This window comes from Sphingobacterium multivorum (assembly GCF_900457465.1).
Classification (GTDB): Bacteria; Bacteroidota; Bacteroidia; order Sphingobacteriales; family Sphingobacteriaceae; genus Sphingobacterium; species Sphingobacterium multivorum.
The window spans coordinates 1025276-1039950 of sequence record NZ_UAUU01000002.1 but is presented as its reverse complement, the minus strand read 5'-3'; the positions used below and the strand labels follow the sequence as shown (position 1 = coordinate 1039950).

At 39.8% G+C, this 14675-nt stretch carries 8 protein-coding genes; 4 read left to right on the top strand and 4 right to left on the bottom strand.

What is annotated here, in order from left to right:
* Window positions 1-88: 88 nt before the first annotated feature.
* A complete protein-coding gene (locus DTA23_RS04640; protein ID WP_088160077.1) occupies window positions 89-448 on the top strand; it encodes a CoA-binding protein in 360 nt (119 codons plus the stop codon).
* Here the strand turns inward: DTA23_RS04640 and DTA23_RS04635 are convergent.
* The 3 genes from DTA23_RS04635 to DTA23_RS04625 form a co-directional block, all read right to left on the bottom strand.
* Entirely contained in the window at window positions 445-1695 is a 1251-nt protein-coding gene (locus DTA23_RS04635) for an ROK family transcriptional regulator (protein WP_112373935.1), read from the bottom strand. The genes DTA23_RS04640 and DTA23_RS04635 overlap by 4 nt on opposite strands.
* 151 nt (window positions 1696-1846) lie before the next feature.
* Window positions 1847-5248 carry a DUF1080 domain-containing protein gene (locus DTA23_RS04630; protein ID WP_112373934.1) on the bottom strand — a complete coding sequence of 1134 codons (3402 nt, stop codon included), beginning with the start codon at window positions 5246-5248 and terminating at the stop codon, window positions 1847-1849.
* Between the two features lie 12 nt (window positions 5249-5260).
* Window positions 5261-6484 (bottom strand): Gfo/Idh/MocA family oxidoreductase, encoded by a 1224-nt coding sequence (locus DTA23_RS04625; protein ID WP_172462314.1) that lies wholly within the window; start codon window positions 6482-6484, stop codon window positions 5261-5263.
* 428 nt (window positions 6485-6912) lie between these two features.
* Between DTA23_RS04625 and DTA23_RS04620 the strand changes: the two genes are divergently transcribed.
* The 3 genes from DTA23_RS04620 (at window position 6913) to DTA23_RS04610 (ending at window position 10467) form a co-directional block, all read left to right on the top strand.
* The gene (locus tag DTA23_RS04620; protein ID WP_146753007.1) at window positions 6913-8301 is read left to right on the top strand and encodes a glycosyl hydrolase family 95 catalytic domain-containing protein; all 1389 of its coding nucleotides are present in this window, start codon (window positions 6913-6915) and stop codon (window positions 8299-8301) included.
* Between the two features lie 120 nt (window positions 8302-8421).
* On the top strand, window positions 8422-9054 hold the full coding sequence (locus DTA23_RS04615; protein WP_172462313.1) for a glycosyl hydrolase family 95 catalytic domain-containing protein: 633 nt from the start codon (window positions 8422-8424) through the stop codon (window positions 9052-9054).
* A 165-nt stretch (window positions 9055-9219) separates the two neighbouring features.
* On the top strand, window positions 9220-10467 hold the full coding sequence (locus tag DTA23_RS04610; RefSeq protein WP_112373931.1) for a glycoside hydrolase family 88 protein: 1248 nt from the start codon (window positions 9220-9222) through the stop codon (window positions 10465-10467).
* 195 nt (window positions 10468-10662) lie between these two features.
* Here the strand turns inward: DTA23_RS04610 and DTA23_RS04605 are convergent, their stop codons facing one another.
* A complete protein-coding gene (locus DTA23_RS04605; protein WP_112373930.1) occupies window positions 10663-14538 on the bottom strand; it encodes a hybrid sensor histidine kinase/response regulator transcription factor in 3876 nt (1291 codons plus the stop codon).
* Between the last annotated feature and the right edge of the window lie 137 nt (window positions 14539-14675).

Genomic DNA, 14675 nt, shown 5'->3' with positions numbered 1-14675 from the left:
TTATCCTATTGTAACGAGAAGGCAAAGAAGATAATCTACATGCCCTGAGTATGCATGCAACAGGTAAACACAAAAGATATAAAAAGGGATGAAAAAAACATTGATTTTAGGTGCTAGTACCAATCCTTCACGTTATTCGAATAAAGCTGCAAATATGTTGCATAAACATGGGCATGCTATCGTTAATATTGGCTTGAGTGGAGGGGAAGCCGCCGGAGTTCCTATTGAAAAGAAAGGTGATATCCATACAGATATTGATACTGTGACAATGTATCTTAGTGAGCCTAATCAGAAAGAATATTACGATTATATATTAGCGACGAAGCCAAAACGAATAATATTTAATCCTGGTGCGGAGAATGCAGAATTGGAACAGTTCGCTATGGAGCACGGTATTAAGACAGAAAGAGCCTGTACTCTTGTCTTGTTGAGTACAGGGCAGTTTTAGATTTTGGATTTATGAAGCAATTCAACCGATAGGTACTTCGTGATAAAATAATTTGTCAGACCCACGGTATTGCTGTCGAGATTTAGACTTGACACTTTGATGTCACAATGTTCCTTCAAAATGGCCATGGTATAGGAATTTATGGCTTGTTGTATCGGAATCGTGATCAATTCATTTGCTTTTGCAATTTTTCCACCCAACACGATCAATTCGGGATTGAGTAGCTGTATTAAAGATGCAAATGCTTTTCCTAGGTTTGTTCCTAGTTTTGAAATCTGATTTATTGCAAATTGATCACCCTTGTTTGCCGCTTCAATAATATGTGTCGGTGTTAAATGTTGTAATTCATCGGGTTGTAATTCATTTAATTTAGTCAGCTCTCCTTTTTGGATTTCCTGTTTAGCATTGTTGACCAAAGCAATTCCGGAAGCTACGGTTTCCAAACAGCCTCTTTTCCCACAATAGCAAAGTTCACCGTTGTCGATAAAGGGCATATGTCCTACTTCGCCGGAGTAGCCATCACGGCCTAGGTAGACTTCGCCATTGGACACGATTCCTAAACCTATCCCCCAATCCATTAGGATAATTAAACTGTTTTTTGTGTTTTTTGCCAATCCAAATTTCAATTCAGCATAAGCTGCGCCTTTGACGTCATTCAGAATGAAGACCGGTTTTTTATATATGCGCTCAAAATAGTTTGTTATGGATTGATTGTTGTCATGTAAAAAAGTCTCGTTAGTACCTTCTTCAGCATTGATTAGTCCTGGCATGCCAATAATAATCCCTGTTAGGTTCTCAGTATCAACTGATTTATCGATAAGATATTGATCAACGATTTGTGTGATAGCGGCTAGATTTTCTCCATTTCGAGATAATTCATTATCCAGCTCAACAGTTTCAGCAATAATGTTCTGGTTGTTGTCCATTATGCTCAGTGTGATGGAGAAACGTTGGAGTTCAATCGATAGCACCTGAAACAATCCATCACATAGCTTATATAAATTGGGTTTACGTCCACCAATAGATTCTCCTTTGTCAAATTGACGGATAAAATCATCTTCCAGCAATTCTGCAATAAGGCTATTTACCGTAGGCAGGCTTAAATAGAGGTTTTTTACAATGTCATTTACCGATACAGATCCTAATTCGGCTATTAATTTTATAATGGAGATTTTGTTGAACAGATTTTTCTTTTCAGGTTTACTCTCCAATTTTTTGTTAATCAGTAAGTTTACGGCTTTAGTCATAAAACGTCAAATTTTGAAATAGAATCCTCAGGGCTTTAATTTAGCAAAAGTTTTGGAATCATTTGGTTATTTTTCTCACTTGACAAGCAAGTGGGCTAATTAGCAAAAAGGGGATAAGATTCCTTATCCCCTCTCTACGTATAAGTTTAGACTATTTGAGTTTTTTTACTCGAATATCTTTAAAGAATACTTCGGTACCGTGTCCTAGAAACCCGATATGACCAAAGGTTCGTTTAAGTCCAGGATGTTGTTTGCCATCCAAGGTTCCGTTTTTGCTTGCCTCGGCGATATCCGCATCAACAATAACAGCGCCATTTAGTGTAACTTTGATACGATTTCCTTTCACGACTATTTCCTCGGAGTTCCATTCACCTACAGGTTTTAAATGACCTTTTTTGGCAGGAACAACACCATAAATCGAACCGTGATATTGGTATTGCTTCAAGTCTTTATAAACATCTGCGCCATCATCAAGTACCTGGATTTCCATTGCCTCATATGCGGCGTCCCCCTCTAGAGGAGCCCTTATTCCCACACCATTGTTGGCACCAGGGGTCAATTTGAAGTCGAAGCGATAAATGAAGTCTGCGTATTCTTCTTTTGTGTAGAGGTTTCCACCAAATTTTGCATTTGGATACACCCAGATATAACCTTCGTCATTGATGACATAGGCTTGGTTTTCTGTCCACTTGTCCAGGTTTGTTCCATCAAAAAGTACTTCAAAACCTTCTTTTTTCTCTTGATCGCTCAATTTAAAGATTTGCTTTCTTGGGAATTCCTTGATAAAAAGATCTCTATAATAAACAACTGAACCATGCGCTTGTAACTCAATTTGTTCGGTAGGGAAAATGGATTGGTTTCTATCCCAATAGTTTTCAAGAGGAATATTATCGGTTACTAACTGTCCATTTAACCAAACCGTGACTTTATCGTCTACCATTTTGATTTTAAACGTATTCCATTCGCCGGTAGCATTGTCGGCAACCTTCAATGGTTTGCTTTCATTTTTCTGGTTGTTATATAATCCACCAGAGCCAACTTGGGCACCGACTCTTGTATTCGCAATATCCCAAATCTGTACTTGTGGAGTACCTCTCAAGTAAATACCGGCATCACCTTCTATACCACCATAGTTCTCCAATTTCCAATCTACAAGCATTTCAAAATCGCCATATTTTTTTACGGTAGCCAGGTTATCTCCTTTACCACTGAAGGTAATTTCGCCATTGGATGCTGTCCAGCCTTTGCGCATGATGTCATCGGCTTTAGCTTGTTCTGCTGCTAAAGTTTTCTCGTTCATCTTACTACGTTTGATCGGATCCGCTACCAAACCTTTCCAGCCACTTAGGTCTTTACCATTGAACATCGAAACGTAACCCTCTTTGATGGGCATTTCAGCGAGATAGCGAACAACGGCTTCTTTAAGGTATCCACTTTCACTACCCGACAATTTACCGATTACCTGTTCAAGAACCTCTCTGACCTTTTTTCCATAGAACTTGTTGTCCATTGCAATGTTCATTGCTACATTGGCAGCAGTTCCGCCCAGTTGTGCATCGTTCATTAAGTCGGCGGCAAAAACTAAAGACTGGTATGTTCCTGTAGGTTGTAACGCCGATAATGCTGCTTTTTTCTGATCTGCTGTTTTGGCAACGCTGAATGCATCTCTTAATAACAACGTTTTCTGTTCAGGCGTATTCGAAGAAGAAGAAATTGATTTAATTAATCCCCGGTATACCGTATTGAACAGATTATCGTCTTTTTCTGTTCGGGAAAGAGATACCAATTCTGGAAGTGCGTTGGAGGAAGACCAGCCAGCCAAAGATTCAATTGCTGCTGACCGTAGACTTGTATTATTATTGTTAAGGTATGCAGTTACAGCTTTCAATGACTGTGCGTCACCAAGCCCAGCAAAAATAGGGAAATATTTAGCGGTATTAGGCGCTGCTGATTTCGCTATATTAGTTGCTAGTTTTTCTGTTAATCCTTTTGAATTTGTGCTTGACTGAATCACATTGACAATGGCACGCTGCAATAGAACGGCAGATTTATTATCTGTCGTATTGTTTAGCCTATTGAATAGTTCTTCTAAATCCGACTCCTGGGCAACATTGGGAAGTGCTTTGTTGATCGCTTCTTCGACAGCAGGATTTGAACTCTTTATTGCTAATACAGCTTTGGATGATGCATTGTTGGAACGTTTACTTAAAATATCCAGTAATTGAATCTTTTTGTCGTCATCTACCGTGGCGAGCGCATTGTTGACATCGGTAACAACATTTGCATCTTTAGATGATAGGATCAACGCCTTTACCGAATTGTTGAACTGTTGATCTGTGTTGAGAGCCTGGATTAAAGTATTGGTTTCTTTTCCCTGTGATAGTGTATTTAGTGCACTTAATCCAGCTAATTTAGTTACTGGAGATTGTGTTTTATTTACTAACGCCTGGATTAGTTTTAAACTGCTTGCCGAACCATTGTGGGCTAAGTAGTTCAATACACTTTCTTGAACTTCAGGCGTACCCTTGCTTGCTAAAGCAAGCAAGCTTTTTGCGTCGCTGCCCTTTCCGTATTTTCCGAGTAATTGTAAAGCAATGTTACGGTAAGCACCATTATCGCTCTTAACTGCTGCTAATAAGTTCTTTTGTTGTTTCGCCGGGTCAAGAGTTGTCAATAATTTAAGCGATGCAATTTGACCGTTGATTGATTTGGCTTTTTGGGATTCTTGGAAAAATTTGTTCAGAAACTTGATTGCATCTTGATCATGCTTATTGTCGATCAATGCTTGGGCATAGTCGATACCAAGACCAACCGCATCAAATTTGTCGTAGCTGTAACCTGCAGCAGTTAGTTTTTCCTGGAATAGCGATTCAGAAGCTGTGCCACCTATTTTGCTTAATGCGATTAATGCTGTCCGTTGAAAACCGTCCGAATTATATTTTTTGGTCAATCCCAAAATAGCATTTTCAGCATTTTTATCCTTTAAATCTCCGAGTGCAGTAACTAAGGCAATAGCAGTTTTCTCTGTCGTTGACGCAGCTAAAGCTTTTTCTAATGCTGCTGTCGACTCAGGGGTACGAATAGATACCAGAGTTCTCGCTGCAGCATCGGCAAGATAATCGTTTGCCAAGCAATTTGCGACAGCGGGTATAGCGGTATTATCTGCACATTGACGTAATAGGCGTAGGGCAAAGACCTGATTTGTTGGTTCACTCAATTGCGAGATGGATTTTGCCAAACCTTCAACAAAAACTCTTTTTTGCTGTTCTTTACCTGGTTGATTTACATAGAATGAATAGCTGTTTGCTGCAAATTCTATCGGAGCATTATTGCTTCCCGGTGCTTTAAGTCCCTTGAGGAAAGTGACAACGTCGTCAGACGAAAAACCTTCCAACTCATGCATGGCAAGCAAAAATTTTTCTTTTTCTTCGGCAGGCTGCTGTGCCAATACGTCTGCTATTTTGGTTGCAGTCGTTCTATTTTGTGGTTGCTGAGCGTAAGTTGCACTAGATATAAGAAGCAATACAGTCAGCGAATTGAATATTCTTTTCATTGGGATTTCTTTTTAAATAGACCAAGGGCCTCTCATTGGTTGGTGAATCAATCTATTTGCGGCGTCATCATTAATAAATAGCTCGTTTTGAGAGTCGTATTTTAATGATCTGTTTAGTCGCAATGCTGCTAACCCCATGTTGACCAAAGTACAAGAACGGTGTCCATTGATTTCATTCAGTGCAAACTTTTCTCTTGTGCGCACAGATTCCAGGAAGTCGGTAATCTGTGGTGCTGGTTCAGGATATTGTGCAAGTTTTCTTTCCAAATCTGGTATATCCGATTGAAATCCTCTATATAATTTACCTTTTGGACCTTCAATATAGGCTGCCTTTTCATCTTTCGCTTCACCATCTAGAATGATCTGACAACCATCGGCATAGGTAAATGTAATTCGTCTCCATGTGCCCACGGCATCCGGATGTTGCTGCGGAGCATCAACGTCAACAGTAACGGGACTTTCGTTGTCTTTTCCTAAGAAGTATTGAACAGGATCCATATAGTGTTGTCCCATATCTCCTAGGCCGCCGCCATCATAATCCCAATATCCTCTAAAGGTCGTATGTACACGGTGCTTATTATAAGGTTTGTATGGTGCTGGGCCTAGCCAAAAATCGTAGTCAAGTTCCGCTGGTACTTTCTCTTCCGGTAGGTTTTCCTTTCCTACCCAATAAAATTTCCAGTCAAAGCCCGTATGTTTGCTTATCGTCACTTTCAAAGGCCAACCCAACATCCCTGTATCAACTAATTTTTTGATTTTGCTTACGGGAACATTCATTCCATAAAAATCATCCTTAAAACGAAACCAGGTATTTAAACGAAAGATATTACCATGCTGTGCAATGGCTTCTTTCACTTTTTTACCTTCACCGATAGTGCGTGTCATCGGTTTTTCACACCAGATATCTTTTCCTGCTTTTGCCGCTTCAATGGACATCAGTCCATGCCAATGTGGCGGAGTAGCAATATGTACGATATCTACTTCCGGAGATTTAATCAACTCCCTAAAGTCATGGTATTCCTTCACACCACCGCCTAAGTCTGCTTGTGCTGCCGCTAGATGGGTTTTGTCCACATCACAAATGGCTACTGTTTTAGTTCCGGCGTAGCCAAAGTGTCCACGGCCCATATTGCCGACACCAATTACACCTTTGGTTAGATGGTCGCTCGGAGCAAGATAGCCCTGTCCTCCGAGTACAAAGCGTGGTACAATAGAAAATGCCGCAGCACCGACCACGGATTTTTTATGAAATCACGCCTTGATGAATTCTGTTCTTTCATTTTGGTTGGATTAGTTGTTTTATAATTGATCCACTATTAGGCTGTTAAAAATAACGGCATTGGATATTTAATCTTAAAAATAGATAAAAAACTGATAAATGTAAACTGATAACTAAAATTTTACGTATTGTTTATTTGTGTTTTGTTAAAAAATAACAAAAGAATACTGTTGAATTCATTTCTTTCATATATAGCTACCTCATTATTGCCTATGCTGTGTTGTTTTATCTACTAAATTGTTACATTTCAGAGAGGTAGCTATTCGAAGTGATGGACAGAGAAGAGCTTGAATCTAGGTTTTCCTCAATCGTTTTCGTAAAAGAGGCTTGATTTCAGGAGAATAATCCAGCATCTTTATGGTCGCTCTGATAGCATTAAATCCTAATGATGAATCTAAGAATACTGTTTTTATTCGTTTGCGTCCTATGCCAGCCATTTTTGGGGGCAGCACAATTTAGAATTCCCGCACTGGGGTATACCATTTATGAAGGTGTGTTTACTGGAAATGGTCTCCTGGGAACGATGACCTACTTAGCTGGTAAGAATTCGATGCGTGTGGATATTGGAAGAACTGATATTTATGACCATCGAGCGAATTCGGCCGATAAATTGTTTGATCAGGCGCGTATGTCGTTAGGTCATTTTGAAATAGAATTTGAACGCCCGATTGTGCTGGCACAAGGAGAAATTCATTTAAAAGATGCCTATGCTGAGGCGAAAGTCGGCACAGACCAAGGGATGGTGAGAATTCGGACGACCACCTTATCAAATGACAACATTATTTTGCTAGAGGTATTTAAAAAAGATTTTAACGGGAATTACCATCTTACATGGAAACCCGACGAAGCCATCAGCCCAAGGATGGGATTCAGCTATACGCAAAAACCGAAAAACTATCCGACAAATCCAAAAGGAAGTTTTGGCACCCAAGGCGAAATAAAATATTTTGATCAGCCTCTTCTAGCCGGGGGAGGGTATGTGACGGCTTATTGTGGCAGATCCGGCAAAGAAGTGGATACCTATTTAATTACCGTAGATTATAACCAGCAGGGAACCGCTTATGTCAAAAAGGCGATCAATTATGTTCAGAATTTTAAAGAACAAAAGTTAACGAAGGGACTGGCGTCCCATCGCAAGTGGTGGACAAACTATTTTAAGGCATCGACCTTGAAATTGCCAGATACGGTTTACCAGCAGTTTTATGATATGCAACTGTATAAGCTTGCCAGTGCAACAAGGTCAGATAAACCCGCTATGGATTTACAGGGGCCCTGGACAAGTCCAACTCCGTGGCCAGCGTACTGGCTTAATCTTAATATGCAACTTGCTTATTCCCCTGTTTTCAAAGCGAACCAGCTCGGTATTGCAAACTCGTTGATTCAGATGATTGATCGGAATAAAGATAATTTAAGACAAAATGTTCCCGAGCCTTATCGCTATAACAGTTTGGCTGTAGGTCGCTCCTCGGGGCCAAGCTTATGGAGTCCTGTTCTTCTGGCAAAAAAATTTTCATTGGATGCGGCTTCCGATGGAGAAAAGGAGCTAGGGAATCTCGTATGGCTTTTGCATAGTTATTATCAATATTATCGAGCGACCCTGTCGCAGGAAGTATATGATCGTTTATTTCCGCTACTGAAGGAAGCGATAAATTATCATTTGCACTTATTGGAAAAGAATCAAGCAGGAAAATACCATATCGGTGTGAAAACCTATTCACCAGAATATTCAAAAGGGTATGCTTATGATACAAATTATGATCTTTCTATTTTCTAATGGGGGCTCAAGACGCTTATTGAGCTGGATCAAGAAAGAGGCGGCAAGGATAAACTTCATGCTGTCTGGACAGACGTATTGGCCAACTTGATTGATTATCCACAAAATGTCGATGGCTTTATGATCGCAAAAGATCTTCCTTATGGCGAATCGCATCGTCACTATTCGCATCTAATGATGATTTATCCTTTTTACGATATAAACTGGGATCAGGTAAATAATCAAGCTCTTATTGAGCGCTCTATTGCACATTGGCAGAGCAAAAAGCAATGGTTGCAGGGCTATTCATTTACGGGGGCTGCCTCTATGTATGCCATGATGGGAAGAGGAGACTCGGCTTTGGCTTCGCTGGATGTGCTATTGCAGAAATATATTAAAGCCAATACAATATATGCTGAAAGCGGTCCGGTGATAGAAACCCCACTGGCAGCGATGGCCAGTATTCAAGAATTGTGTATGCAGTATTGGAATGGTGTATTACGCGTGTTTCCTGCTATTCCTCATAAATGGAAGGATGTTTCCTTTACCAATTTTTTGACAGATGGTGGAAATCTCGTATCAGCAGAGCGGAAAAATGGAAAAACGGCCAACATCCGGATCAAAAGTCAATATGGAGGTCGTCTACGTTTAAAATCCGATATCGGAATACCAGAGGTAAAGATACAGGGAAAAGGTACGTTTGATATAAGGAGAGATGGAACAATTGATCTGAAGCTTGATAAGGGAGCAATCGCTTTGATTAATGTACATTGATAAAAGTAAGTTAAAGAAATTACGTTGAAACTGAATATTCAAGCTCCTTGAGCCAATTGCTTAATATTCCTCGATCAATTGAAATAAAGAAAAAGAGCGGATTATTTAGGTATAGAATTAAAGCGCTAATGCGCTGACCAAATAAAAATAAAAGAATAGAAAATAATGAAATTAAAACAACTTTCCGTGTTATTATTGGCCATTTTGGGTACTTCGACTGTCGGTCAGGCGCAAACGGCAAAACCGAATCTATCCAAAGCGTTTATTCAGCAGCAGCTAGATGCTGCAGCGAAGCAAATAAAAGTCCTGGCGAACGAAACTCCGACAGAAAAGTTTCCAAAAACTTTCGAAAATGGCAAAGAGGTATTTTCTTCGTCGAGCTGGTGGTGTTCGGGGTTTTATCCAGGGACATTGTTGTATTTATATGAAGGCACCAAAGATGAAGGGTTATTAAAGAAAGCAATCGAGAAATTGACCTATCTAGAAAAAGAAAAGAACAACAAGGGCACACATGATTTAGGGTTTATGTTATTCTGTAGTTTCGGAAATGCACTTCGTCTCACGGGCGATACGCAAAAGTATGGACCAGTACTCAGCACCGGTGCGAATTCCTTAGCATCTCGCTATAGTCCCATTACCAAAACGATCCGTTCTTGGGATCACGGATCATGGCAGTATCCGGTTATAATCGATAATATGATGAATCTGGAGTTTTTGACACAGGTGTCTAAAATGACTGGAGATAAAAAATTCTATGATATTGCGGTATCTCATGCTGAAACAACTTTGAAAAATCACTTTAGAAAAGATTATAGTTCATACCATGTGATCGATTATGATAAAAACACAGGCAAGGCCATTGGTAAAAAGACCCATCAGGGCGCATTTGATGAATCGGCGTGGTCAAGAGGGCAGGGATGGGCGCTGTATGGTTATACCATGATGTATCGCGAGACAAAGAAGAAAGAATTTTTGAAGCAGGCCCAGCAAATCGCAAAGTATATCTTAAGCAATCCGAATTTGCCTGCTGATTTGGTTCCTTACTGGGATTTTGATAAAGACAAAATTGCACAGTCAGATAAAATGTATCCGAGTAAGGATCTGCGGGATGTGTCTGCGGCGGCATTATATGCATCTGCTTTGTTAGAACTCTCACAATATACAAAAGGGAGCGAAGCTTTGAATTATTTTGAAAAAGCAGAAACTATTCTTAAAAATCTGTCGAAAGCACCTTATATGGCACCTTATGGTCAAAATGGAGGTTATATCTTACAACATAGCGTTGGAGCGCTACCGTTGAATTCGGAAATCGATGTGCCTTTGACCTATGCCGATTACTATTATGTGGAGGCCCTGGTCCGATATCAACGCTTATTGGCGGGCGAACCAATGATCAAAGAGATTGCTAAATAAGGCTGTCAACAGCTAAAAGCTTATTTTAGTGGGATCAGATCGTTTAAAAAATGATTTGTTTTAAGTAAGATTCGAACTTGATTAAAAGCGCAGTTAAAGCTAAAAGACAGAGGTGGCTACGCCACCTCTGTCTTTTTATTGGCTCTTACGGAGTTTATTGGATCTTATAGAGACCACAATTCGATATAGCAGGGTTTAGCTACTTTGGTTAGACGTCGCGGTCTGTTCCGATGGATTGTATCCAAACTGTTTTTTAAATTCCTTGCTGAAGTATTTTCTGTCGGAAAAGCCCACGGTATAAGCAACTTCACTGATATTCATGGTCGATGTCAGTAATTCTCTCGCTTTGTTTAACCTATACGTTTTGACATAATTGTTGAGTGACAAATTGGATATGGCCTTCAACTTGCGATAGAGAATTGGTGCGCTCATTCCCATTGTACGCGATATATAATTAACATCAAAGCCATCTGACTGGATATTAGCTTCGATCAATTCATTTAGGGATAAGATGAATTGTGCATCAAGCTCATTGTCGAATGAAGCTGTTTTGACCTGAAATTCTCTACTCTTTTTCTGGCTGATAGCCAGGAGATTTTGAGCAGAAAGGAATAGCTGTTTATTGTCGAAGGGTTTTGTTAAATAGATATTTGCACCGTGTTCCAGGGCTAAGGTTTGTGAATGGGTGTCTGTTACGGCCGTCAACAAAATGAACGGAATATGGCTTGTCGCCATATTTGTTTTAATAGCTCGGCAGAGTTGAGCACCATCCATATAAGGCATCATTAGATCCGAAATAATCAGATCAGGGATATATTCCAATGCCTTGGGAAGAGCCTCTTCACCATTACCTGCTGTAATGACTGTGTAGGTATCCTGAAATAGATTGACAACTGTTGCTAACAATTCTTTATTGTCTTCTACAATTAAAATCGTTTGTTGCAAGGAAGTGTCGAATGTGCCTAGTCTGTGTATGCTAATGTCTTCTGTTTCTTTTGCAAGGATATCTACCGCTTGCGGCTCTATTTTCTCGCAAGCTTGTTTCGGTAGGTTTATGGTAAATATTGTCCATTTTCCTTTTTCATCCTCCTTCGAAAAACAACGAATGTCTCCGTTGTGTTGCTGCACAATTTGTTTGGTAAGTGCCAATCCAATGCCTGTGCCGATTGCATCATTAGCTTGTTCTTCACGATAGTATTCTTCAAATATTTTGAACTGATTGCCTGTGGCAATACCAATGCCATTATCAACTATGTTTATGGAAAATGAGTCATCGCTTTCGATCAGCTCAAGGTAAACTGTACCATATTCGGGTGTATATTTGATGGCATTGGATAGTAGATTAAACATCACTTTATCAAACTGCAGGGTATCAATGGATTGTAATCCTACTGCGTCCAACTGACGTATATAATAGTTGAGATGTTTTGTTTTGGCAAGGTCATTCAGTAGGTAGAACGTGTCTTCTATGTATTCTCTAAAAGAGATGTCGGTTTTCTTCAGTACAAAGTGTTTGTCATCGAATTTTTTAAAGTCCAGCAGCTCGTTGATAACACCAAGGAGCTTACTGGCATTCTTTTTTATCCGTTTTACTTTGTTTTGTGTAGAAGTCAGATTGGCCGTTTCGGAAATAATTTCGTCTAATGGAGCTGTAATCAAAGTCAACGGTGTGCGAATTTCGTGCGATATCTGTGTAAAGAATTTTATTTTCTTTTCCTGTTCCCGTTCTGAATTGATCAACATCTCACGTTCGACAACAAACTTGATGACAAAATGTACACCCAAGGTAAACAAGCCGGCATACAACAGATAGGCCCACCAGGTTCTCCAAAAGGGAGGTTTAATATCGATATTGATCCGTAGGGGTATACTGCTCCAAATGCCATCGTTGTTACTGGCGAATATGGTCAAAGTATGCATTCCGACTGGAATATTGGTATATCGTATTGACGGAGTACTTGTTTCAACCCAATCCTTGTCAAAGCCATCAAGCTTATATCGGTATCTATTCTTTTGTGGTTTGATGAAATTAGAACCTGAGAAATTAATCGTAACAAAGTTTTCGTCATGTCGGAGTTTGAGCTGATAGCTGTTGGGATCTGTTGTTTTCTGAATCCGTCCGTAGTTCAATGGTGTCTCTTCGAGAAAGATATTTCGGAAGAGTACCTCGGGGATAGTCTGATTGAAAATTATTGTTCGGGTATCCATGGCAACTACACCATTGAGTGTTGTGACGAATAGTGTTCCTGTTTTGCTGGCAAAGACTTTGGCTCCAAGTAGATTTTTGACCGGTAAACCGTCATACTGATTCAGGAGGTAGCTATGTTTTGTTTTGGGATTATAGCATATTAATCCATTTTTACTGGTAAGCCATACCTGATTGTTCACAAAGATGGGCCAGCCTAGCGAATTGTTCGGAAAGCGAGAGACCTTGGTTAATTGATCATGCTGATCAAAATGATATAAGTATTCTTTGGATGTCAGCCAGATGTCCCCGTTCGGATGAACATAAAACCCACCTAGCGTCAATGTATCCAGCTGTTTTATTGGGTTTATGTTTGATTCATTCGGTTTTTTGCGAAAAAGTGTACCTCCTCTGAGAAAATAAGTCTGCTGTTTATTGTCCGCTTGGATATCATCAATTGTACCTGTTTTTAATGCAGCGTTATACGCTGCAGGTTTTCCAGGATCGACGATGTAAAGCCCTTTATTGGTTCCGAGGTAAATGCGATGTACGGGATCGACATAAATGCTATAAATGTTGTTTTTGAGATTCAAGACATCTTTTTCCAGGTAAAAGTGTTGTGTGTTTCCAGATTGTGCATCGATAATGGAGTAGCCTCCGCCATACTGTGCCGCATAAATTTTGTTATCTCTAACATATAGATCCTTGATCAGGTTTGACCGGGTCAATTTTGACAAAGGAGAGGTCGTTTCTGTTCTTTTGTCAATTTTGTTGATTCCCTCTTCCTCCGTTCCTATCCAATAGGCATTGTCTGATTCGGCGAAGCTACCGGTGATATCACTATTGAGGCTGAGACCAGGACGCGAACGTGTTGAGTAATGCTGTATGGGGATCAGTTCGGGGTAGATGGCATTGATTCCGCCGAAATAAGTTCCTATCCAGGTGATCTGTTGTCGATCAATAAAAATATCATAGATTGAATTTTGACTCAATGAGTTTTTGACGGAGGTATTATGTTTATAGTTTAAGAAATGTGGTGCCCCATTAAAGATGGAGAGTCCTTTTAATGTACCGATCAGCAGGTCTCCCTGTTTAGTTGGGACAATTTTCCGGATGTTATTGCTGAGCAGATTGCTATTTGTTTCTGTTAAGTTATTCCATTTTTTATCAGCGAAGTTATATTGGAATATTCCATGCAATTTTGTGCCAACCCACAGGATGTTTTTATGGAGATATAGGGCACAGAAAATACGTTCTTTTAAAGGGAGCGCAGGCAGTATCAGATTCTGGATATGGAGGACCTGATTATTTTGCAATGAAAAAGATTCTATGCCATTGTAACTGGCTATTATATAGTTGTTGGGGCTAGTTTGAATAATGGATTGCACCCGCGGACGGTCAAGAATTTTCTTGAGATTGTAGGTGCCAGCTGTCGGGACAGCCTGATAGAGTCCTTTGTCAGTGCACAAAAATATCTGGTCTGAAAGAAACTGAATGTCGGTAACAGCAATTTTTTCCTGAAAAGGTTTTCCCTGTTTAAATACGGCTTTACGTTTGTCGATGTCGAAAATAAATAACTGCGTTGCTGTAGCAATAAAAAGGGCGTTATTTGCGTTGATGGCAATCTTGTTAATGTAATCTACCTTTTTAAATACCGTATCCTGTACGAGGATATTGGTGATATTTTGGGAGTCATAGACAAAAAGGTTGGCTCCGCCACCGAACCACAGTTTACCTTGTTTATCTTGAGCAATTGTTAATACCGCCTGTTTATCCAATACGTTCTCCTGGCTCAGTGTCTCAAATTTCAGATTCTGGGCATGACCAATGGAAATGATGGATATCAACAGCAGAAATTGTCGCGATAAAATAGGCAATATGTTCATGGTTATGGGGTATTTGGATCAAATTTAAGATTTTACCCCCAAATATTTATGAATTTCACCCCTCTTAATTTGCGTATAGGCCCATCTTTGGCCTAGTTAAACAACCAATTTTTATTATAAAGCTAATTTCCTAAAGT

Excerpts from the sequence above, each read along its gene's own strand:
- DTA23_RS04640 (WP_088160077.1), top strand. The coding sequence starts at position 89 with ATGAAAAAAACATTGATTTTAGGTGCTAGTACCAATCCTTCACGTTAT.
- DTA23_RS04635 (WP_112373935.1), bottom strand. The coding sequence starts at position 1,695 with ATGACTAAAGCCGTAAACTTACTGATTAACAAAAAATTGGAGAGTAAA.
- DTA23_RS04630 (WP_112373934.1), bottom strand. The coding sequence starts at position 5,248 with ATGAAAAGAATATTCAATTCGCTGACTGTATTGCTTCTTATATCTAGT.
- DTA23_RS04620 (WP_146753007.1), top strand. The coding sequence starts at position 6,913 with ATGATGAATCTAAGAATACTGTTTTTATTCGTTTGCGTCCTATGCCAG.
- DTA23_RS04615 (WP_172462313.1), top strand. The coding sequence starts at position 8,422 with ATGATCGCAAAAGATCTTCCTTATGGCGAATCGCATCGTCACTATTCG.
- DTA23_RS04610 (WP_112373931.1), top strand. The coding sequence starts at position 9,220 with ATGAAATTAAAACAACTTTCCGTGTTATTATTGGCCATTTTGGGTACT.
- DTA23_RS04605 (WP_112373930.1), bottom strand. The coding sequence starts at position 14,538 with ATGAACATATTGCCTATTTTATCGCGACAATTTCTGCTGTTGATATCC.